Annotated in this window: 17 protein-coding genes and 9 pseudogenes; 12 read left to right on the forward strand and 14 right to left on the reverse strand. The window is 71.5% G+C overall.

Going from position 1 to position 19,051, the window contains the following annotated elements; genetic code table 11:
* Positions 1–73: 73 nt before the first annotated feature.
* Positions 74–541, reverse strand: a complete 468-nt coding sequence (locus L2X98_RS20410; RefSeq protein ID WP_354002954.1) for a 3-dehydroquinate synthase family protein — start codon at positions 539–541, stop codon at positions 74–76.
* Positions 466–1,689 carry an iron-containing alcohol dehydrogenase gene (locus L2X98_RS07340; protein WP_354002955.1) on the reverse strand — a complete coding sequence of 408 codons (1,224 nt, stop codon included), beginning with the start codon at positions 1,687–1,689 and terminating at the stop codon, positions 466–468. The genes L2X98_RS20410 and L2X98_RS07340 overlap by 76 nt, the downstream gene beginning before the upstream one ends.
* A 97-nt stretch (positions 1,690–1,786) precedes the next feature.
* Between L2X98_RS07340 and L2X98_RS07345 the strand changes: the two genes are divergently transcribed.
* Together L2X98_RS07345 and L2X98_RS07350 are read left to right on the forward strand one after the other, a co-directional pair.
* Positions 1,787–2,536 (forward strand): hypothetical protein, encoded by a 750-nt coding sequence (locus L2X98_RS07345; RefSeq protein WP_259612832.1) that lies wholly within the window; start codon positions 1,787–1,789, stop codon positions 2,534–2,536.
* 91 nt (positions 2,537–2,627) lie between these two features.
* The gene (locus tag L2X98_RS07350) at positions 2,628–3,848 is read left to right on the forward strand and encodes a cobalamin-independent methionine synthase II family protein (protein WP_259612833.1); all 1,221 of its coding nucleotides are present in this window, start codon (positions 2,628–2,630) and stop codon (positions 3,846–3,848) included.
* Between the two features lie 24 nt (positions 3,849–3,872).
* Here L2X98_RS07350 and pcaC read toward each other — a convergent pair.
* From pcaC to L2X98_RS22175, 10 genes and pseudogenes are all read right to left on the reverse strand, one after another.
* Positions 3,873–4,261, reverse strand: a pseudogene (gene pcaC, locus L2X98_RS07355) (4-carboxymuconolactone decarboxylase).
* 71 nt (positions 4,262–4,332) lie between these two features.
* Positions 4,333–4,608 (reverse strand): alpha/beta fold hydrolase, encoded by a 276-nt coding sequence (locus tag L2X98_RS07360; RefSeq protein WP_259612834.1) that lies wholly within the window; start codon positions 4,606–4,608, stop codon positions 4,333–4,335.
* 76 nt (positions 4,609–4,684) lie between these two features.
* Positions 4,685–5,107, reverse strand: coding sequence for an alpha/beta fold hydrolase (locus tag L2X98_RS07365; RefSeq protein ID WP_259613230.1), 423 nt, complete (start codon positions 5,105–5,107; stop codon positions 4,685–4,687).
* Positions 5,104–5,445 (reverse strand): lyase family protein, encoded by a 342-nt coding sequence (locus tag L2X98_RS07370; protein WP_259612835.1) that lies wholly within the window; start codon positions 5,443–5,445, stop codon positions 5,104–5,106. The genes L2X98_RS07365 and L2X98_RS07370 overlap by 4 nt, the downstream gene beginning before the upstream one ends.
* A gap of 151 nt (positions 5,446–5,596) precedes the next feature.
* A pseudogene (locus tag L2X98_RS07375) lies at positions 5,597–5,860 on the reverse strand (lyase family protein); the annotation flags it as partial.
* A complete protein-coding gene (locus tag L2X98_RS07380; protein ID WP_259612836.1) occupies positions 5,761–6,513 on the reverse strand; it encodes a lyase family protein in 753 nt (250 codons plus the stop codon). The gene L2X98_RS07380 and the pseudogene L2X98_RS07375, both read right to left, overlap by 100 nt.
* A gap of 73 nt (positions 6,514–6,586) precedes the next feature.
* Positions 6,587–7,141 carry a protocatechuate 3,4-dioxygenase subunit alpha gene (pcaG, locus tag L2X98_RS07385; protein ID WP_259612837.1) on the reverse strand — a complete coding sequence of 185 codons (555 nt, stop codon included), beginning with the start codon at positions 7,139–7,141 and terminating at the stop codon, positions 6,587–6,589.
* Positions 7,141–8,010, reverse strand: a complete 870-nt coding sequence (gene pcaH, locus L2X98_RS07390; protein WP_259613231.1) for a protocatechuate 3,4-dioxygenase subunit beta — start codon at positions 8,008–8,010, stop codon at positions 7,141–7,143. Before pcaH ends, pcaG begins: the two co-directional genes overlap by 1 nt.
* 89 nt (positions 8,011–8,099) lie before the next feature.
* The gene (locus L2X98_RS07395; protein WP_259613232.1) at positions 8,100–8,621 is read right to left on the reverse strand and encodes an IclR family transcriptional regulator; all 522 of its coding nucleotides are present in this window, start codon (positions 8,619–8,621) and stop codon (positions 8,100–8,102) included.
* A gap of 133 nt (positions 8,622–8,754) precedes the next feature.
* Positions 8,755–9,144: pseudogene (locus L2X98_RS22175) on the reverse strand (hypothetical protein); the annotation flags it as partial.
* On the opposite strand from L2X98_RS22175, the pseudogene L2X98_RS22180 reads away from it, so the two are divergent.
* The 4 genes and pseudogenes from L2X98_RS22180 to L2X98_RS07420 all read left to right on the forward strand — a co-directional run.
* Positions 9,029–9,316, forward strand: a pseudogene (locus L2X98_RS22180) (helix-turn-helix domain-containing protein); the annotation flags it as partial. The pseudogenes L2X98_RS22175 and L2X98_RS22180 overlap by 116 nt on opposite strands.
* 46 nt (positions 9,317–9,362) lie before the next feature.
* Entirely contained in the window at positions 9,363–9,698 is a 336-nt protein-coding gene (locus tag L2X98_RS07410; RefSeq protein ID WP_259613233.1) for an IclR family transcriptional regulator domain-containing protein, read from the forward strand.
* Between the two features lie 495 nt (positions 9,699–10,193).
* Positions 10,194–11,280: pseudogene (locus tag L2X98_RS07415) on the forward strand (4-hydroxybenzoate 3-monooxygenase).
* 257 nt (positions 11,281–11,537) lie between these two features.
* Positions 11,538–12,818, forward strand: a complete 1,281-nt coding sequence (locus tag L2X98_RS07420; protein WP_259612838.1) for an MFS transporter — start codon at positions 11,538–11,540, stop codon at positions 12,816–12,818.
* A 209-nt stretch (positions 12,819–13,027) separates the two neighbouring features.
* Here the strand turns inward: L2X98_RS07420 and L2X98_RS07425 are convergent.
* Positions 13,028–13,309: pseudogene (locus tag L2X98_RS07425) on the reverse strand (MarR family winged helix-turn-helix transcriptional regulator); the annotation flags it as partial.
* A 113-nt stretch (positions 13,310–13,422) separates the two neighbouring features.
* Between L2X98_RS07425 and L2X98_RS07430 the strand changes: the two are divergent.
* The 6 genes and pseudogenes from L2X98_RS07430 to L2X98_RS07455 form a co-directional block, all read left to right on the forward strand.
* Positions 13,423–14,328: pseudogene (locus L2X98_RS07430) on the forward strand (SDR family NAD(P)-dependent oxidoreductase); the annotation flags it as partial.
* A gap of 30 nt (positions 14,329–14,358) precedes the next feature.
* Complete coding sequence (locus tag L2X98_RS07435; protein ID WP_259613234.1) at positions 14,359–15,243, forward strand: amidohydrolase family protein; 885 nt, start codon at positions 14,359–14,361, stop codon at positions 15,241–15,243.
* Positions 15,244–15,308: 65 nt separating this feature from the next.
* Complete coding sequence (locus L2X98_RS07440) at positions 15,309–15,761, forward strand: MaoC family dehydratase (RefSeq protein WP_259612839.1); 453 nt, start codon at positions 15,309–15,311, stop codon at positions 15,759–15,761.
* Between the two features lie 311 nt (positions 15,762–16,072).
* Positions 16,073–16,396 (forward strand): annotated as a pseudogene (locus tag L2X98_RS07445) (ABC transporter substrate-binding protein); the annotation flags it as partial.
* A gap of 94 nt (positions 16,397–16,490) precedes the next feature.
* A complete protein-coding gene (locus L2X98_RS07450) occupies positions 16,491–16,883 on the forward strand; it encodes an ABC transporter substrate-binding protein (RefSeq protein ID WP_259613235.1) in 393 nt (130 codons plus the stop codon).
* Between the two features lie 120 nt (positions 16,884–17,003).
* A pseudogene (locus tag L2X98_RS07455) lies at positions 17,004–18,320 on the forward strand (AMP-binding protein); the annotation flags it as partial.
* Here L2X98_RS07455 and L2X98_RS20420 read toward each other — a convergent pair.
* On the reverse strand, positions 18,203–19,033 hold the full coding sequence (locus L2X98_RS20420; protein ID WP_354003097.1) for a hypothetical protein: 831 nt from the start codon (positions 19,031–19,033) through the stop codon (positions 18,203–18,205). The pseudogene L2X98_RS07455 and the gene L2X98_RS20420 sit on opposite strands and share 118 nt — an antisense overlap.
* Between the last annotated feature and the right edge of the window lie 18 nt (positions 19,034–19,051).

A 19,051-nucleotide genomic window follows, 5' to 3' on the forward strand; every position in this document is an offset into this window, starting at 1 on the left:
ACATAAAGCGGGCCCGATTATCCGTCAAGAGCTATTTATTGCCCGTTCGTAATCACAGTGACACCCGATTCCGCTAGGCCCGGACGCCTGCGCGTGCACCGCGTCTGGATGCCTTCAGCCTGCGGCCAGGTCGTGCAGGGCCCGCGTCAGCTCTTCCTGCGTCGCGGTGCGCCCGCGCGTCGGCCGGCCGATGCCGTCCAGGAGGATCAGCCGCACGCCGTGGTCGTACTTCTTGTCGCGCTTCCATGCCTCCTGCAAGCCGGTCGGCGTCGATGTCGGCCACGGTCGGCAGTCCCAGGGCGTTCAGCAGTGCGCGGTGCGTCTCGACATCCGCCGCCGCCAACCGGCCCTGCACGTGCGAGAGATGCGCAGCGGCCATCATGCCGATCGCGACGGGGGTGCCGTCGTCGCTGGCGTCCAGCTCCATCAGCCATTCGACCGCATGCGCGAAGGTGTGCCCGTAGTTCAGGAACGCCCGCTCACCGGACTCCCGCTCGTCCCGGCAGACGATCGCCGCCTTGAACTCCTGGCTGTCGCACACCGCCTGATACACGGCGAGCGGATCGCGGCGCGCAGCCGGCCTGCCAGCGACAGCAGCCGCTCCACGGCGGCGGCCGAGTCCAGGAGGGCGTGCTTGGCGATCTCAGCCAGGCCCGCGGCGTAGCCGCGCTGGTCCGCGCCCGCGGCGACGTTCGTGTCGGCCACGACGGCGATCGGCTGGTGGATGGTGCCGATGAGGTTGCGCCCCTGCGGCAGGCTGATGGCGTTCTTGCCGCCGATGGCCGAGTCGGCCTGGGCCACGAGCGTGGTGGGGATCAGCGCGAGCGGCATGCCCCGGTTGAAGAGGGAGGCCACCAGTCCGGCGACGTCGCACACGACCTCGCCGCCGATGCCGACGACGATGTCGTGGCGGTGGATGGCGTGGTCGGCCATCTGCTCGGCGATCCGCGAGATCGTCTCGAACGTCTTGCTCGCCTCGCGGTCGTCGACGCGGACCGGGATGACGGTCCTGCCCCCGAACTGCCCGGCGATCGCCTCGGCGATCGACGCGTCGCGCTCGGCGGTGACGAGCACGATGTTCTCGGCGGCATCGGCGGCCGGGATCAGCTCCTGCGCACGCTCGAGAAGGCCGCCGCCGGCGTGGGCGAAGTACGTGCCGCCGATCGTGGCGACGAGCCGGCTCGAGGCATCCGCCAGGACCGGAGGCGGCACCATGAACCGGAGGATCTCGACGGCGACATCGTCGGCGCGCTTGCCCATCGTGTCGACGCGGACCGTCGCCAGCTCTTCGTACAGCGGAAGCCGGCGGTCGTAGATCTCGCGCACGCCGGAGGTCTGCAGCAGCGGGCGGAAGCTGTCGCCGTTGATGCGCTGCATCGCCTGCTCGTACGGCACATCGAGGTAGACGACGGTGTGGGATGCCAGCATCCGGCGGACCTCGGGGTCCAGGGCCGCCCCACCGCCCAGCGCGAGGACGGAGGTGGCGTCCTCGAGCAGTTCGGCCACGACCGTCCGCTCGATCTGACGGAAGTACCGCTCCCCGTGCAGATCGAACATCTCGCGGATCGACCGGCCCTCCCGGCGTTCGATCAGCACATCGCTGTCGACGAACGAGACGCCGAGCATGTCGGCCACGATGCGCCCGACCGTCGATTTGCCGGCACCCATGAACCCGATCAGGACAACCATAGAGGCGCATCTTCCATTGGGCGTATCTTCGTCAGTGGGGCCGAGGGCGGATCGCGCCCGGACCTCCCGAGAACCGACTCCATGATAGGGGACGACGATGGCGACGACCGGCACCCCCCGGCCATGGTCGGCATCCCTGGCGTCGCTGCGGCCCCCGCGGATCCGCATCGACGACAGCGGGTCCCACGCGCGTCCCGTGCTCCTGCATCAGGGGTTCATGATCGAGACCGAGCTGGTGTGGGAGGGCATCCGGGCAGCCCTGCACGCGGCCGGGCGACCCTGTGCCACGCTCGAAGAGCATTACCTGCGGACGATCGATTCGGCCCATGCGCTCGGTCACGATCCGGACCTTCCGCTGGCGCAGTCCCTGGCCGCCGCCATCGACGCGCTCGACGTCGACGAGGTCGACGTGATGGCCGAGGGGTCCGGCGTCGAGCCCGCCCTGATCCTCGCCCTGAACGACGCGCGGGTGCGACGCCTGGTCCTCTGGCGACCCGCCGAGATCTCGCTGGACGCCGACGACGCCCTGGCGGCCGGCGATGCCGCTCCCCTCGCGATGACGGAGGCCGAGGTCAGCATCGGCGCGCTGTGCACGCACACGCACATCGACACGCTGGCGCCGGTCGCCGGTCTGCGGCTGACGCTGTCGTCGCTGCGGATCCCCGTGCTGATCATCGATGACGGGTCGTCCGGCTCGCCAGAGCTGCTGGCCCGCCGCATCCCCGGCGCGTCCCGGGTGGAATCGCGCAGCCGCCGCAGCACCCTCGCGGACGAGCTGCTGATCAGACGCGCCCTCGCCTTCCTCACCGAGGGGGCGCCGAAGCCGGCTGCGGTGCGGCGTCGGTAGCCCGCGCCGTCACGCGCCGTCACGCGCCGTCACCCGCGCCCGCGATCACGGCACGGTGGGTAGAGTCTCCCCGACGAAAGGTGCCGAGCCGATGCCGACGATCCCCACCACGACCGCGGGCAGCCTGCCCCGCACGCAGGCGCTCATCGAGGCGAACCGCGCACGTGTGCTCGCCGACGACGGCTTCACCCTGACCTCCTCTCCGGAGTTCGACGAGCTCGTCGCCGCGGCGGTGGCGGATGTCGTCGCCCGCCAGCGCGCGGCCGGCGTCACGCTCGTCGGCGACGGCGAGTTCGGCAAGGCCATGTCCAGCGCCGTGGACTACGGCGCGTGGTGGTCGTACTCGTTCCAGCGGGTGAACGGCCTCACCCTCACCGACGTCGACCCGCTCACCTCGGCGCCGGACGCGCGCGAGGTGCCGGGGCAGCGCGCGGTGCGCTCCGAGCCGGGGCGGATCCGCCTCACGTCCTTCGTCGACCGGCGCGACCGCCGGGCGTTCCCGGCCGTCTACCACGATGCCGAGGCGGTGCCGTCCGGACGCATCGCGACCGCGTTCCCGACCACGACGGGTCCGATCAGCTATCGCGGGCAGGATGCCGTGGCCGCCGACATCCGTCATCTGAAGGCCGCGCTCGCCCCCGGCGAGCAGGGCTTCCTCACGGCGATCTCGCCCGGCAGCGCCGCGCGCATCGTCGACTCGCACTACGCGAGCGAGCAGGAGCACATCGACGCCTGGGCGGATGCGCTGCGCGAGGAGTACCGGGCGATCGTGGACGCGGGGCTGGTCCTGCAGATCGACGATCCGTCCCTGGCCGAGAACTGGGACCAGATCAACCCCGAGCCGTCCGTCGCCGACTATCAGGCGTTCACGAAGATCCGGATCGACGCGTTGAACCGGGCGATCGCGGGGCTGCCGAAGGAGCAGGTGCGGCTGCATCTGTGCTGGGGCTCGTGGCACGGCCCGCACACCACCGACATCGAGCTGCGCCACCTGCTGCCGGTCGTGCTGCAGGCGAACGTGGGCTCGCTCTCGTTCGAGGCGGGCAATGTGCGGCACGAGCACGAGTGGGCGGTGTGGAAGGATGCCGACGTCCCGGCCGACCTCGTCCTGGTGCCGGGCGTGGTCAGCCACGCGACGAACGTCGTCGAGCACCCCGACCTGGTCGCCGAGCGGATCGGCCGCTTCACCTCGATCGTGGGACCCGAGCGGGTGATCGCCTCGACCGACTGCGGCCTCGGCGGGCGGGTGCACCCCGACATCGCCTGGGCCAAGCTCGACTCCCTCGGCGAGGGCGCACGCCGCGCGGGCTGAGCCCGCCGCGCGGCCGCGGCGAGATCAGGCCTCGGCGAAGACCTCCTGCGCGATGCGGAACGCGGTGTTCGCGGCCGGGACGCCGGAGTAGATCGCCGACTGCAGGATGACCTCGGTGATCTCGTCGACGGTCAGCCCGTTGCGCAGGCCCGCGCGCAGGTGCATGGCGAGCTCCTCGTGGTGACCGTGCGCGATCAGCGAGGTGATCACCGCGACCGAGCGCGACCGCCGGTCCAATCCGGGCCGGGACCAGACATCCCCCAGGCCACGCGCGTGATGAAGTCCTGGAAGTCCTCGGTCACCGCGGTGATCTTCGCGTTCGCACGGTCGACGTGCTCGTCCGAGAGCACGGCGCGGCGCACGGTCATCCCCTGCTCGAAGCGCTCCTGGTCGGTGCGGCGTTCGGTCGTCATGGTGTCTCCTTCGATCGGGGCGTTTCGTCTGGGTCGCTGCGCTCCCTCGCTCAACGAGCGGGAGGGACCGCTCAGCGGCCGGCGGCGAAGAATTCCGTGGGCAGCCGGATCACGGCCTGCGGGTCGTCCACCGGCGACAGGTGCGAGGCATCCGCGATCCCGGCGGCACGCCCGTGCTGCACTCCGTCGGCGATCTCGCGGGCCGAGCTCTCCGGGGTGACCAGATCATGCTCGCCCCAGATCGCCAGCACCGGCGCGGCGATCCGGCCGAGCCGGTCGCGTGCGTCGAACGCGGCCAGCGCCTCGCAGCACAGCGCATAGCTGGTGTCGTCGGACTCCTGCGGCACGTCGGCAGCCGACCGGTCAGCTCGGGATGCCGGGCGATGGACCCGGGTGCGAACCACCGCTGCGCCGACCCGATGATCAGCGACGAGGTGCTCTGCGCGCGCACCTGGGCGGCGCGCTCGTGCCAGCTGTCGGCGGTGGCGATCTTCGCGCCCGAGCACAGGATCGCCGCCTGGGACACCAGCTGCGGATGCCGGCGGCAAGCTCGAGCCCGACGGCCCCGCCCAGCGACACCCCGGCGTAGTCGATCCGATCCGCGCCGAAGCCGGCCGCGAGGGCGGCAACGGCATCCGCCAGCTCGGCGACGGTGAACGGGTCGACCGCGGCCGGCGATGCGCCGTGCCCGGGCAGATCCCACAGCGCGACGCGGTGCGGCCCGGCCAGTGCGGGCACCACCTGCTCCCACATGATGGTCGAGGTGCCCAGCGACGGGCCGAGGATCAGCAGCGGCGCCTCGGCGGGGCCGATCGGCTCGGTGACGGCGAGGACGGGGACGGTCATGCGTTCTCCTCGGGGGCGATGGCGTCCTCGACCAGGCGGGCGGCCAGGCCCGTGTACGCGGACGGGTCGAGCAGTCGGTCGACGTCGATTCCGGATGCCTCGGGCAGCGCGCGCACCGCGGCAGCCAGGTCGCCCCCGCCGGCGGCCGCCTGCACGAGCGCGGCCACACGGTCCTTCCCGATCAGCGGGGTGAGCACGATCGACAGGCGCTCGGCGACGATCAGTCCGTGCGTGAGGGCGAGGTTGCGGGCCACCGCCTCGCCGTGGACCTGCAGCCCGGCCACCAGCTGCGCCGCGTGCGCGGTGGCACCCAGGGCGAGGCGGAGCAGCTCGCGCAAGCGTGGGCCACTCGGCGTGCCACGCCCCGTCGGGCCGCTCGTCGACCGCCAACGCGGCGGCGGTGTGCAGCGTCGCGGCCAGATGCGGCGCCCGCAGCGCGGCCGAGCGGATCAGCACCGACTCGGCGGGGTTCTGCTTCTGCGGCATGGCCGACGAGCCGCCGCCGGCCGACTCGGACAGCTCGGCGATCTCGGTGCGGCTCAGGGTGGCCACGTCGGCCGCGATCACGCCCACGGCATCGATGGTCTGGACCAGTGCGTCGCCGAGTTCGGTCACCGGCCAGCGGGTGGTGTGCCACGGAGCCTCGGGCGCGGTCAGTCCCAGCTCGCGTGCGAACGCCGCGGGCAGGCGGGCTGCGGCATCCGCCCCGCCGATCTCGGTGAACGCGGCGAGCGTGCCGGCGGCCCCGCCCAGCTTGCGCGGGCAGTTCGAGCGCGTCGATGCGTCCCGCGGCGCGGCGCACGCCGCGCAAGCCAGGTGGCCGCGCGCAGACCGACCGTGGTCGGCACGGCGTGCTGGGTTAGGGTGCGGGCGGCGGCGGTCTGATCGCGTCCGGCGGCGGCCAGCGCGGCGAGTGCGGACTGCGCCTCGGCGAGCGCGGAGCCGATCTGGGCCACCGCGTCCCGCGCGATGAGCATCAGCGCGGTGTCGAGGATGTCCTGGCTGGTCGCCCCGCGGTGCACCCAGGTGCGGGCCTCGGCCGGCACCCGGGCCTTCAGCTGCGGGACGAGCGGGATCACGGGGTTGCCGCCGGCGACGGATGCCGCGGCCAGCGCGCCGATGTCGATCCCGGCGGTGTCGATCCCGGCGGTGTCGATCCCGGAAGTGTCCATTCCGGCGGCGTCGTGCCCGGAAGTGTCCATTCCGGCGGCGTCGTACCCGGCGATCTCGATCCCGGCGCCGTGCCTGCCGACCCCGGTCCCGCCGAAGGCCGCCGAGACCGCGTCGGCCGCGGCATCCGGTGCCGTGCCCACGCGCACCCACGCGCGGGTGAGCGCGACCTCGGCCGCGATGAGCGCGGCCAGGACCGCCGCGTCGGCGACGGCCGCGTCGTGGCCGACAGTCACCGGGGACAGCAGGTCGGCGCCGTCTCGCGCGGCGCCGTCTCGCTCAGGGACCTGGGTGGGGCCCCCAGGCGGATCAGAAGGCAAGGAAGACGGTCTCCTTCTCGCCCTGCAGGCGGATGTCGTGGTGCAGACTCCCGTCCGGCAGACGCGTCGCGACGAGCGTAGCGCGCTCGGAGGCGCTGAGCGAGGACAGCAGCGGGTCGGCGGCCAGCAGCTCCTCGTGCTCGGGCAGGTAGATCCGGGTGTGCAGCTTGTCCGGCAGGCCGCGGGCGAACACGACCACCGCGTAGAACGGGGCCTTCCCGTCGGCGGCTCCGGGGTTGCGCGTCCAGAACTCGTAGCGTCCGTCATCCGTCGTGAACGAGCGGCCGAAACCGGTGAAGGTGTGGTCGTCGCGGTGGAATGCACCGCGGGCCCGCGAGACGCTGCCGTCGGCGTCGGCGCCGAAGATCTCGATCATCGAGTCCGGGATCGGCGCGCCGGCGCCGTCGTACACCGTCCCACCGAGCACGACGGCGCCCGGGCTGTGCGGGTGGACGACCTCGTGCATCTTGGGGTAGACGGTGCCGTAGGCGAAGAACGGGCCGATGGTCTGACCAGCCGTGGGCTGAAGGGTCTTCTCGCTCATCAGTGCTCATCCTCCTGCTCGGACCAGGTCGCGTCGGGGCCGTCGATGACGATGTCCCAGCGGTAGGCCATCGAGAACTCGGGCACCGTGAGGTCGTGGTCGTAGGTGCTGATCAGGCGGTCGCGGTCCTGCTGCCGGCGGATCGAGTTGTAGATCGGGTCGAGGGCGAACAGCGGGTCGCCGGGGAAGTACATCTGCGTCACGATGCGCTGCGTGAACGCGCTGCCGAACACCGAGAAGTGGATGTGCGCCGGTCGCCACGCGTTCTGGTGGTTCTTCCAGGGGTAGGGGCCGGGCTTGATCGTGGTGAACAGGTACTCGCCGTCGTCGTTGGTGACGAAGCGGCCGGCGCCGGTGAAGTTCGGGTCGAGGGGGGCGGGATGCTGGTCGCGCTGATGGATGTACCGGCCGGCCGCATTGGCCTGCCAGATCTCGATCAGCTGGTTCGGCACCGGGCGGCCCCACGAGTCGAGCAGGCGCCCGCGCACCGTGATCCGCTCGCCCTGCGGCTCGCCGGAGTGCTCGAGCGTCAGGTCGGACTCGATCGCGGCCACGTCGCGCTGCCCGAACGCCGGCGAGAACAGCTCGATCGTCTCGGGATCGACCAGCTTCGGGTTCTTCGTCGGGTGGCGCAGCAGGCTCGACCGGTACGGCGGGAAGTCGTGCATCGTGAGCGGGAGCTTCTCGCCCGCCGCCTCACGCCGCTCGTACTCGGCGTGCAGGTCCCGGATCTCCTGGGTGATCGCCGACTGCGGAGGGAAGTCGTGCGACGCGAGCAGCGACTCGGGCGCCGCCGCGGTCGCGGCCCCGGGCTCGAGGACGACGGAGGACGAGAACGCCTCTTCGCCGGTGGGATCGGGATCGGTCATGGTGTCTCCTTCGACGCGCCCGGCCTTCGGGAGTGGGCGCCACCTCCAGGGTGACAGGGCGACGGCATCCCCCTCGGATCCACTCTCACTCAGTGAGATTTCTGCAGGTCCTGACGGAGGTCCTTCGCCGCCTGCACCACCAGCGGCGCGAGCCGGCGCACATCGGCGCGCTCCAGGTGGACGACCAGCCCGATGGCGATCGGCGGCAGTCCGTCCACGTGCGCGAGGGCCGCAGCAACCGACACGTTGCCGAGGGTCATCTCCTCGCGGGTCGTCGCGTACCCCCGGGCGCGGGCCCGGCGCAGCTCGGCGTGCAGCGTAGCCGGGTCGGTCACCGAGTGCGCGGTCTCGCGCTCGAGCGGCACCGAGAAGAAGCGGTCCAGCCACGCGTCGTCGCGGGTGGCCAGCAGCGCCTTGCCGACGCCGGTGGTGTGCAGCGGCTGCCGGCCGCCCATCCGGCTCAAGGTCGGGATGGAGCCGGCGCCGGTGACGCGCCCGACGAACAGCGCGTCGGATGCCGCGGGGCTGGGGCCGTCCAGGACGGCCAGGTGCACGTTCTCGCCGGTCGCCTCGTAGAGCCGCACCATGTGTGCGAGCGCCGTCTCGCGCAAGCCGGAGCGACAGCGGCGACAGCTCGCCCAGCTCCCACAGGCGCGCCCCGATCGCGTACCGGTGGCCCGAGATGCGGGTCAGCAGCCCCTGGGCGACCAGGCTCGCCAGCAGCCGGTGCACGGTCGAGGTGGGAAGCCCCGTGCGCCGGACGAACTCGGCGGCGGTCGCGGCCGGCTCGTCGGCGGACAGGCAGGCCAGCAGGCGCATGATGCGCTCCAGCATCCCGTCCTCGGTCATCGCGCCTCCCGCGCCCGAGGGTACCGCGCCGTTCTCGACATGGCCTGTTCGCGACCCGCCCCGGGCCGATGCCCCGTGAGAAGGTGGGCGCATGGCGAACTCCCCCTCCGGCGACGCGGTCATCGATCGGCTGCTGCGGGTGCTCGAGACGTTCACCCCGACCCGCACGATGCAGACCTCGGCCGAGATCGGGCGTCGCGCGGGTCTTCCCTCCTCGACCGCGCACCGGCTGGTCGGCGAGTTGGTCGAGGCGGGCCTGCTCGAGCGCGACGAGGATCGCCGCATCCGCGTCGGCATGCGGCTGTGGGAGCTGGCGACCCGCTCGTCCGCGGCCCTGCGGCTGCGCGAGGCGGCGATGCCGGCCATGGAGCGGGTGCAGGCCGCGGTGCGCGAGCACACCCAGCTGGCGATCCTCGAGCAGGATGAGGCGCTGTTCCTGGAGCGGCTGTCGAATCCGGATGCCACCTCCAACGTCACCCGGATCGCCGGGCGCCTCCCCCTGCATGCCTCCTCATCCGGGCTCGTGCGTGCTGGCCTACGCCGATCCGGGCCTGCAGGAGCGGGTGCTGGCCGCCCCGCTGGCGCGGGTGGCCGCGGCCACGATCACGGACGCGCCGACCCTGCGGCGCAAGCTCGCCGAGGTGCGCCGGCTCGGGCATGCGGTGGCACCGGGATCGATCGAGGATGTCGCGACCGGCCTGGCCGTGCCGGTGCGCGACCGTGCCGGCCAAGTGGTGGCCGCGCTGTCGGTGATCATCGCCCGCGAGGCGCCGGTGGAGGCGCCGCTGTCCACCCTGCATCGCGCGGCCCGCGACATCCGCTCAGCCCTCGAGGGCTGAACACGACAGCCTCGGCCGGGCCGAGGGGATGTGCCGAAGCGAGGGCCGATTCCCCCGAACTCGCCCTCTCCTCGGCATTTCTCCTCGGCCCGGCCGAGGAGTGAACACGACAGCCTCGGCCGGGCGAGGCATCCCACCCTCGAGGCGCGAACCACCCGCACCCGGCCCCCGGCCCCCGGTCCCCGGTCCCCGGCCCTCGGCCCTCGGCCGGGCCGAGGGGATGTGCCGAAGCGAGGGCCGATTCCCCCGAACTCGCCCTCTCCTCGGCATTTCTCCTCGGCCCGGCCGAGGAGTGAACGTCCGACTCCCATTCATCGGGCGTCCTTGGCCATGGCGCACGGGGATCGACCAGAATCGAGGCACCGCCACACCGCCGGCGACACGTCAAGGGGGACACATGACCACCACCGTCCGCACCCGGGTCGCCATCGTCGGCGCCGGGCCCGCCGGTCTGCTGCTCGCGCAGCGCTGCGCCGAGCCGGCATCGAGTCGATCGTGATCGACAGCCGCTCGCGCGAGGACATCGAGCAGACGATCCGCGCCGGCATCCTCGAAGAGGGAACGGTCGAGGCGCTCGTCGCGGCCGGCGTCGACACGCACGCGCACCAGACGGGCATGCGCCACGACGGCATCGAACTGCGCTTCGACGGCGCCGGTCACCGAATCGACTTCGCCGAGCTGGTCGGCCGGGGAGTGTGGCTGTATCCGCAGCGTCTGGTGCTGCAGGACCTGCTGGCCACGCTCGTGCCGGCGGGGCAGGACATCCGCTTCGGTCTGACCGCGCAGCGCGTGGAAGAGGTCGACGGCGAGCGCCCACGGGTGATCGCGACCGACGCCGACGGGGCCGAGACCCAGATCGTCGCCGAGATCGTCGTGGGCGCGGACGGCTCGCACTCGATCGTGCGCAAGGCGATGTCGGGACCCCGTTCCGGGATGTACCGGGAGTACCCGTTCGCCTGGTTCGGCATCCTCTGCGAGGCGCCGCCGAGCGCGCCCGAGCTCATCTACAGCAACTCGCCGAACGGGTTCGCCCTGATCAGCCAGCGCTCCGACACGGTGCAGCGGATGTACTTCCAGTGCGAACCGGATGTCGACCCCGAGGCGTACTCGCAGGAGCAAGCTGTGGGAGATCCTGCAGTCGCGGGTGCCGGGCACGACGCTGCACGAGGGACCGATCTTCCAGCGCGACGTGCTGCAGTTCCGCAGCTTCGTCGCCCGCGAGCTGCGGCGGGGTCGCGCGGTGCTGGTGGGGGATGCCGCGCACACGGTGCCGCCGACCGGCGCGAAGGGCATGAACCTGGCCATCGCCGACGTGCTGCTGCTCGAGGGTGCGCTGCGCGCGTTCCTGCTCGAGGACGACGCCCGGCTGCTCGACGGGTATGAGGAGGCGGCGCTGCACCGGATCTGGAAGGCGCAGAACTTCTCCTGGTGGATGACGAGCATGCTGCATCAGACGCCGGATGCCTCGGACTTCGACCGGATGCGGCAGCTCGGCGAGCTCCGCTCGGTGACCGACTCGCGCGCCGGGCGGACCTACCTGGCCGAGGCCTACACCGGCTGGCCGGTCGAACTGCCGCGCTGAGCCCGAGCCGGGGGCGGCTGAATCCGGTCGGCCGATTCCAGGAACCCCGCGGGCCGATCCCTGGGACGCCCGTCGGCCGCTCCCCGGGCGGACGCCCGTCGGCCGATCCCTGGGACGCCCGTCGGCCGATCCCCGGGGACGCGCGTGTGCGAACCGGAGGTTCAGCACCGTTTCTGAACATGCCTCGGCGCCCGGGACCGTGTCGGCACCGTGCCCGCGGTGCGGGGGCGCCCCAGCACTGGGATAGAGTCCCAGCGATGAGCACCGGCGCGATGACCAGGCGGACGTCCGTCGCCGCACTGACGGCCGCGGTGCTGCTGGTGGCCGCCAACATGCGGCCGACGATCACCTCGGTCGGACCGGTGCTCGGCCAGATCGGCGACGACACCGGCATGAGCCCCGGGGGCCTCGGCCTGCTCGCCGCGGTGCCGCTGCTGGCCTGGGGTGCCATCTCGCCGTTCGCCCACGTGCTCAGCCGGCGATTCGGGATGTCGCGGGTCGTGCTCTGGTCGCTGGTGCTGCTGGTCGTGGGCACGCTCGTGCGCTCCCTGCCCGGTCCGACCGTGAGCCTGTGGCTGGGAACCGTGCTGATCGGGGCCGCCCTGGCGGTCGCGAATGTGCTGCTGCCGGCGGTGATCAAACGCGACTTCCGCCGGGTTCCGCTCGTGATGGCGCTGTACACCGCGCTGCTGGCCGGATTCGGCGCGGTCGCCTCTGGTGTCGCCGTGCCGATCTCGCTGATCGGCGGCCCCGACTCCCCCGCCGGCTGGCGCACCTCGCTCGCTCTCATCGGCTGCGCCCTGCCTCCGTTCGCGATCCTCGCCTGGGGATGGGCGGTGCCCGGCAGCATCCGGGGACCGCGGATGCCGGGGCTGATCGCCCGACCCGCAGCATCCGCTCCGCCCCTGACGTCAGCGCCCCCGGCATCCGCGCCCTCGGTGACCGCCGCACGACCGCGACGCGCGGCGATGTGGCGCGACGGCCTGGCCTGGCAGGTCGCGGTGTACATGGGCCTGCAGTCGGCATCGTTCTACATGCTCGTGACCTGGCTCGCGACGATCTCGACCTCGACCGGGCGCAGCGAGGTGCTGGCCGGCATCGACGTGATGCTGTTCCAGCTGTTCTCGCTGGTCGGCTCGATCCTGCTGCCGCTGGTCCTGCGCGGCCGCAGCGAACGGCTGGTCCCGGCGCTGATCCCCGTGCTCGGGGTCGCCGGCGTCGTCGGGCTCATGGTCGCACCGGGAGTCATCGACCTGTGGGCCGCGGTGATCGGCCTGTTCTCGGGCTCGTCCCTGGCCATGTCGCTGACGCTGCTCGCCCAGCGGGCGCGCGACCACGACACGTCGGCCGCCCTGTCGGGCATGGCGCAGTCGGTCGGCTACTTCATGGCCGCGTGCGGGCCGGTGCTGTTCGGCTGGCTGCACGCCTCCACGGACGGATGGACCGTCCCCCTGGCCCTGCTGCTGGCGGCGATGGTCGCGCAGGTGGTCACCGGGCTGTTCGCCGGGCGCGACCGATTCGTGCTCGATCCGCGCTGACGGCGCGCAGCCAGGATCAGTCCTCGTCGTCGACCGCGAGCCGACGGATGAGGTCGCCCAGCTTGCGCGCGCTCGCTCGCGCTGAGCGAGCCGAGAGTGCGCTCCTCGGCCGCCTGCGCCGACGCCCGCGCCGCGATGAACGCCGCGCGCCCCTCGGGGGTGGCGACGACGACGTTGGCACGCCGATCGCCCGGGTCGGATTCGCGCCGCACGAAGCCCTGCCGCTCCAGGCCGTCCACCAGCGCGACGATCTGACTGGGGTCGAGCTCGAGGAAGTCCGAGAGCTCGCGCTGGGTGGGGCGGGCGTCGGAGACGACCACCCCGAGCACCGAGTACGAGCGGACCTTGAGCGCGTGCGCCGAGAGCGCCTCACTCGTGCGCGACAGCGACAGCGCATTGGCCCGGGCCAGCAGGAAGGCGACGTCGCCACCCACCGTGGTGCCCCAGAGCCGATCAGCGCCGACGTGCTCCTGGGTGGTCGTCCGACTCATCCGATCCTCCTCGATCCGCTCGTGCGGTTCCCATTCTGCACCTTAACAACCACAACTATTGACATTTACAATGATTTGGGTTTGCATCGAAGTCAACAGGCAAAGGAGCACGCATGTCGCTGGAAGGCAAAGTCGCCATCGTCACCGGTTCGGGCCGGGGGCTCGGACTCGCATATGCCCAGGAGCTGGCCCGGCAGGGAGCATCCGTCGTGATCAACGACGTCGACGCGCAGACCGCCGCCGACGCGGTCGCCTCGATCGAGGCCGACGGCGGCAAGGCCGTCAGCGTGGTCGCGCCGGTCGGGTCCACCGCGACCGCGCAGCAGCTGGTGCAGACGGTCGTCGACACCTTCGGACGCCTCGACATCCTCGTCACCAATGCCGGCGTGCTGCGCGACACGGTGCTCTGGAAGATGAGCGACGACGACTTCGACACCGTGATCGGCGTGCACCTCCGCGGCACCTTCACCTGCGTCCGCGAGGCCGCCACCTACATGCGCGCGAACGAGATCGCCGGCCGGATCATCTGCATCGGCTCGCCCACCGGCCAGCGCGGCAACTTCGGCCAGACCAACTACGCGGCCGCCAAGGCCGGCATCGTCGGCATGGTGCGCACCTGGGCGCTCGAGCTGCGCAAGGCCGGGATCACCGCGAACGCCGTGATCCCGGTGGCCGCCACCGCGATGACTGCGACCGTCCCCTACTTCGCCGCCGCCATGGAGGCCGACGCGCAGGGCGAGGCCATGCCGCCGTTCTTCCGGCACGACCTCGGGTTCGGCACCGCCGACGACGTCGCCGGGCTCATCGCCTACCTGGCATCGGATGCCGCCGCCGGCGTCACCGGTCAGGCCATCGGCATCGGCGGCGACCGCCTGCAGGTCTGGTCGCACCCCGAGCCGGTCGTGACCGCATACCACGACGGCGGCTGGAGCTACGACGCGCTGCAGGCCGACTTCGCCGGCCTGTACCAGGCCCAGGACGTCGGCGAGAAGTTCCCGCCGCTGCCCGACGAGCTTGAAGCGCTGACCGCCCGTCCGGAAGAGGCATCCATGACCCGCTACGAATCGGCGATCGACGTCGACGCGCTCGACGCGATCGACGTGCACGTGCACATCGAAGACGACGGCCACGGCGGCAACTCGCTGCCCGCCGACCTGTCGGCCGCCGCCGACAAGTACTTCAGCGCCGGCGGCCCCGCCCGCGACCTCGACGCGGTCGCCGCGTACTATCGCGAGCGCCGGACGGCGGCGGTCGTGTTCACCGTCGACGCCGAGACGCAGCTGCACCACGCCCCGATCTCAAGCGCCGACATCGCCGCGGGCGCCGCGCGCCACAACGACATCCTCATCCCGTTCGGCTCGGTCGACCCGCACCGGGACGACGCGCGGGACCGCATCCGCCGGCTCGTCGACGAGAGCGGGGTGCGCGGCTTCAAGTTCCACCCGACCGTGCAGGGCTTCGACCCGAGCGACGACCGGTGGTTCCCGCTGTACGACGCGATCCAGGATGCCGGCGTCCCCGCCCTGTTCCACACCGGGCAGACCGGGATCGGCGCGGGCCTGCCGGGCTGCTACGGGTTCCGGCTCGGCTACTCGAACCCGATGCTGCTGGATGCCGTGGCCGCGGCGTTCCCGCGGCTGCAGATCATCATGGCCCACCCGTCGGTGCCGTGGCAGGACGAGGCGCTGTCGGTGGCCACGCACAAGCACAACACCTGGATCGATCTGTCCGGCTGGAGCCCGAAGTACTTCCCCGCCGAGCTGGTGCGGTACGCCAACTCGCTCATCAAGGACCGGGTGCTGTTCGGCTCGGACTTCCCGCTGATCACCCCGGACCGCTGGCGGCGGGACGCCGAGCAGGCGGCGTTCAAACCCGAAGTGCTGCCCGGCATCATGAAGGACAATGCCGTGCGACTGCTCGGCCTGGGCGCCTGACCGGCTCGTCCGCATCCATCCGACCGCGTCCATCCGACCCGCGTCCATCCGACACAAGGAGAGAAATGACCACCACCGTCCCCTACGCCGAACTGCCGGGCCTCGTCGGCCGCGACCTGGGCTACACCGAGTGGCGCGAGGTCACCCAGGACCAGGTGAACACGTTCGCCGACGCCACCGATGACCACCAGTGGATCCACGTCGACCCCGAGCGCGCCAAGACCGGCCCGTTCGGCGGCGCCGTCGCCCACGGGTTCCTCACCCTGTCGCTGACCATCCCGATGTGGACCGAGCTGCTGGACGTCGAGGGCGTGACCACGAAGGTCAACTACGGCCTCGACAAGGTGCGGTTCGTCTCGCCGGTGATGGTGGGCGCCCGCATCCGGATGAAGGCCGTCATCGCCGATGTGACCGAGGTCGCCGGCGGCTACCAGATCGCCGTCGACCAGACCGTCGAGATCGAGGGCGGCAGCAAGCCCGCGGTCGTGGCCCGAGGGCTCAGCCGGTTCTACGCCTGACGCTGCGTGCGGCGGAGAACAGTGCTCCGCCGCAGGCCGCAGGAACACCACAACTGAACACCGGCCCGGCAACGGGCATCCCGTACCCGAACACCCGAATCGCAATCACACGCAGTAACAAAGGAGTCGCTGACATGAAGAAGACCCGCTTCGCCGCCCTCGCGGTGGCCGCCGCCACCGCACTCGCCCTCACCGCCTGCTCGTCCGGATCGCTCAGCGGCGGAGACAAGAGCGGAGCCCCCTCCGCAGGCGGCGACCTCACTCCGGTCACCGTCGGGCTGCTGAAGATCGCACCGTCCGCCGCCGTGCAGATGGGCATCGACGACGGCATCTTCGCCAAGCACGGGCTGGACGTGAAGGTTCAGCTCGGCCAGGGCGGTGCGGCCCTCCTGCCGGCCGTGTCGAGCCAGTCGATCCAGTTCGCCGTCGGCAACCCGCTGTCGGTGCTGGTCGCCTCCAGCCAGGGCCTGGACATGAACATCATCGCCGGGTACTCGAGCATCGAGGTGCCCGAGGACAAGGCGCCGTCCGGCGTCGTCGTGAAGAAGTCGTCCGGGATCGACTCGTGGAAGGATCTCGCCGGCAAGACGGTCGCGGTCAACGCGCTGAACACCCAGGGCGACCTGACCACGATGGCCTCGGTCGAGGCGGACGGCGGCGATCCCAAGGCGGTGAAGTTCACCGAGATCGCGTTCCCCGACCAGCTGGCGCAAGCTGGAGCAGGGGCACATCGACGCCGCGTGGGTCCCCGAGCCGTTCCTGTCCGCCGCCCTCGCCGAGGACGGCATGACGTTCCTGGGCGACCCGATGCGGACGATCCCCAACCTCTACACGATGGTCACGTTCACGTCCGGCGCGTACGCTGATGCCCACCCCGAGGTGGTGAAGGCGTTCCGGGACGCGATCACCGAGAGCACGAAGGCCGCGATGGACGACACCGCGCACTACGACGAGGCGATCGTCGCCTTCACCGGCATGCCGGCGGATGTCGTGAAGGGCATCCACCTGGAGCACCTGACCGGCACGCTCGACCGCTCGGTCATCGAGAACCTCAGCACGATGGCGCAGAAGTACAGCTTCGTCAAGCAGGCGCCCGACCTCGACAAGGTCATCGTCGACTGACCCCCGTCCGGCGCCGCCCACCCCGGCGGCGCCGGACATCCACCCTCTTCATTCACCGTCGAAGGAGAAGCCATGCAGAACCAGGGGATCGGCACCTGGGTGGCGCGGCGTGCCCAGCGCATGCGCGAAGACGTCGCGATCGCGTTCCGCGACCAGCGCCTCGGCTACGACGAACTCGACGAGCGCATCACCCGGCTCGCGAACGCGCTGAGCGAGCGCGGGGTGCAGCGCGGCGACCGCGTCGCGTACCTCGGCAACAACCACCCGTCCTTCCTCGAGGCGCTGTTCGCCACCGCGGCGCTCGGCGCGATCTTCGTGCCGCTGAACACGCGCCTGGCCCCGCCCGAGATCGAATTCGCCGTCGACAACTCGGGGGCATCCACCCTCATCTTCCACGCCGACCTGCACGAGCTCGCGCGCGCCGGCACGTGGTCCACGGGCGCCCGCCGTCGCATCCAGGTTGGCGGGATGCCGCTGCCCGGCGTCGAGGACTACGAGACCCTCGTGGCATCCGGATCCACCGACCGCCTCGACCTGACGGTCACGCTCGACGACCCCGCGATGATCCTCTACACGTCGGGCACCACCGGGTACCCGAAGGGCGCCGTGCTCACCCACGGCAACCTCACCTGGAACTGCTTCAACGCGCTCGTGGACTACGGCATCAGCGCGGACGAACGCGTGCTGCTGATCTCGCCGATGTTCCACGTGGCATCCCTCAGCATGGGGGCGCTGCCAGTCCTGCCTGCAGGGCGGCACCGTCATCCTGCACGAGAAGTTCGAGCCCGGTGCCGTGCTGCACACCGTCCAGGACGAGCAGATCACGATGCTCTCGGGCGTGCCCACCACCTTCCAGCTCGCTGCAGGAGCACCCCGACTTCGCGACCACCGACATCTCCAGCCTGCGCCACCTCACGTGCGGCGGGTCGACGATGCCGCAAGCGGATGCTGGAGGCCTACGAAGAGCGCGGGCTGCACTTCTCCTGCGGCTACGGCATGACCGAGACCTCTCCCGGGGCGACCGCGATGCCGCCGCGGATGAGCACGGCCAAGATGGGGTCGTCGGGTCTGAAGCACTTCTTCACCGACGTGAAGATCGTGGACGAGCAGGGCCGCACGCTGCCGCCCGGCGAGGTCGGCGAGATCTGGGTGCGCGGCCCGAACGTCATCTCCGAGTACTGGAACCGGCCCGACGCCACCGCCGAGGCGATCGTGGACGGCTGGTTCCGCTCCGGCGACCTCGGCTCGTTCGACGAGGACGGCTACATCTACATCTCCGACCGCCTGAAGGACATGATCATCTCGGGCGGCGAGAACATCTACTCCGCCGAGGTCGAAGGCGTGATCATGCAGATCCCGGAGATCACCGGGGTCGCGCTGATCGGCGTGCCGGATGAGAAGTGGGGCGAGGTCCCGATGGCGGTCGCCACCCGGGACGACGCCGCGCACCTCACCGCCGACGATGTCCTCGGACACCTGCAGGGCGACTTGCCAAGTACAAGATCCCCCGGGCCGTCGTATTCGTCGACGAGCTGCCCGCACCGCCAGCGGCAAGATCCGCAAGGCCGACCTGCGCCGGGCGTACCCCACCCTGCCCGACGCGTCCGAAGCGAGGACCCCATGACGGCCGCCGCGCCCGACGAGACCATCACCCGCACGGTCGCCGTCGCCCAGGCGCGATCCCGGCGACGCCGGATGCGCCCGAAGCAGACGCTGCTGGGCCTGGCCGGCATCCTGGCCTTCCTCGCGATCTGGGAGATCGCCGCCCGCAGCGGACTGGTCAACGGCAAATACCTGCCGCCGCCGACCGAGGTCATCCCCCAGCTCGTGCAGATCGCCGCCCTGGCCGACTTCTGGGTCGCCGTCGGCGACACCATGCTGGCCTGGGCACTCGGCCTTCTCATCGCCGTCGTGCTGGCCTGCGTGCTCGGCGTGGTCATCGGGCTTTCGCCGTTCCTGCGGCGCGCCACCCATTCCACGGTCGAGTTCCTCCGCCCGATCCCGTCGGTGGCGCTCATCCCGCTCGCGGTGCTGCTGTTCGGCGTGCGGATCGAGTCGAGCCTGCTGCTGATCGTGTACGCCGCCTTCTGGCAGGTGTTCATCCAGGTGCTGTACGGGGTCGCCGACGTCGACCAGGTGGCGATGAGCACCGGCCGCAGGCTACGGGT

This window comes from Microbacterium elymi (genome assembly GCF_021582895.2).
In the GTDB taxonomy this organism is placed as follows: domain Bacteria; phylum Actinomycetota; class Actinomycetes; order Actinomycetales; family Microbacteriaceae; genus Microbacterium; species Microbacterium humicola.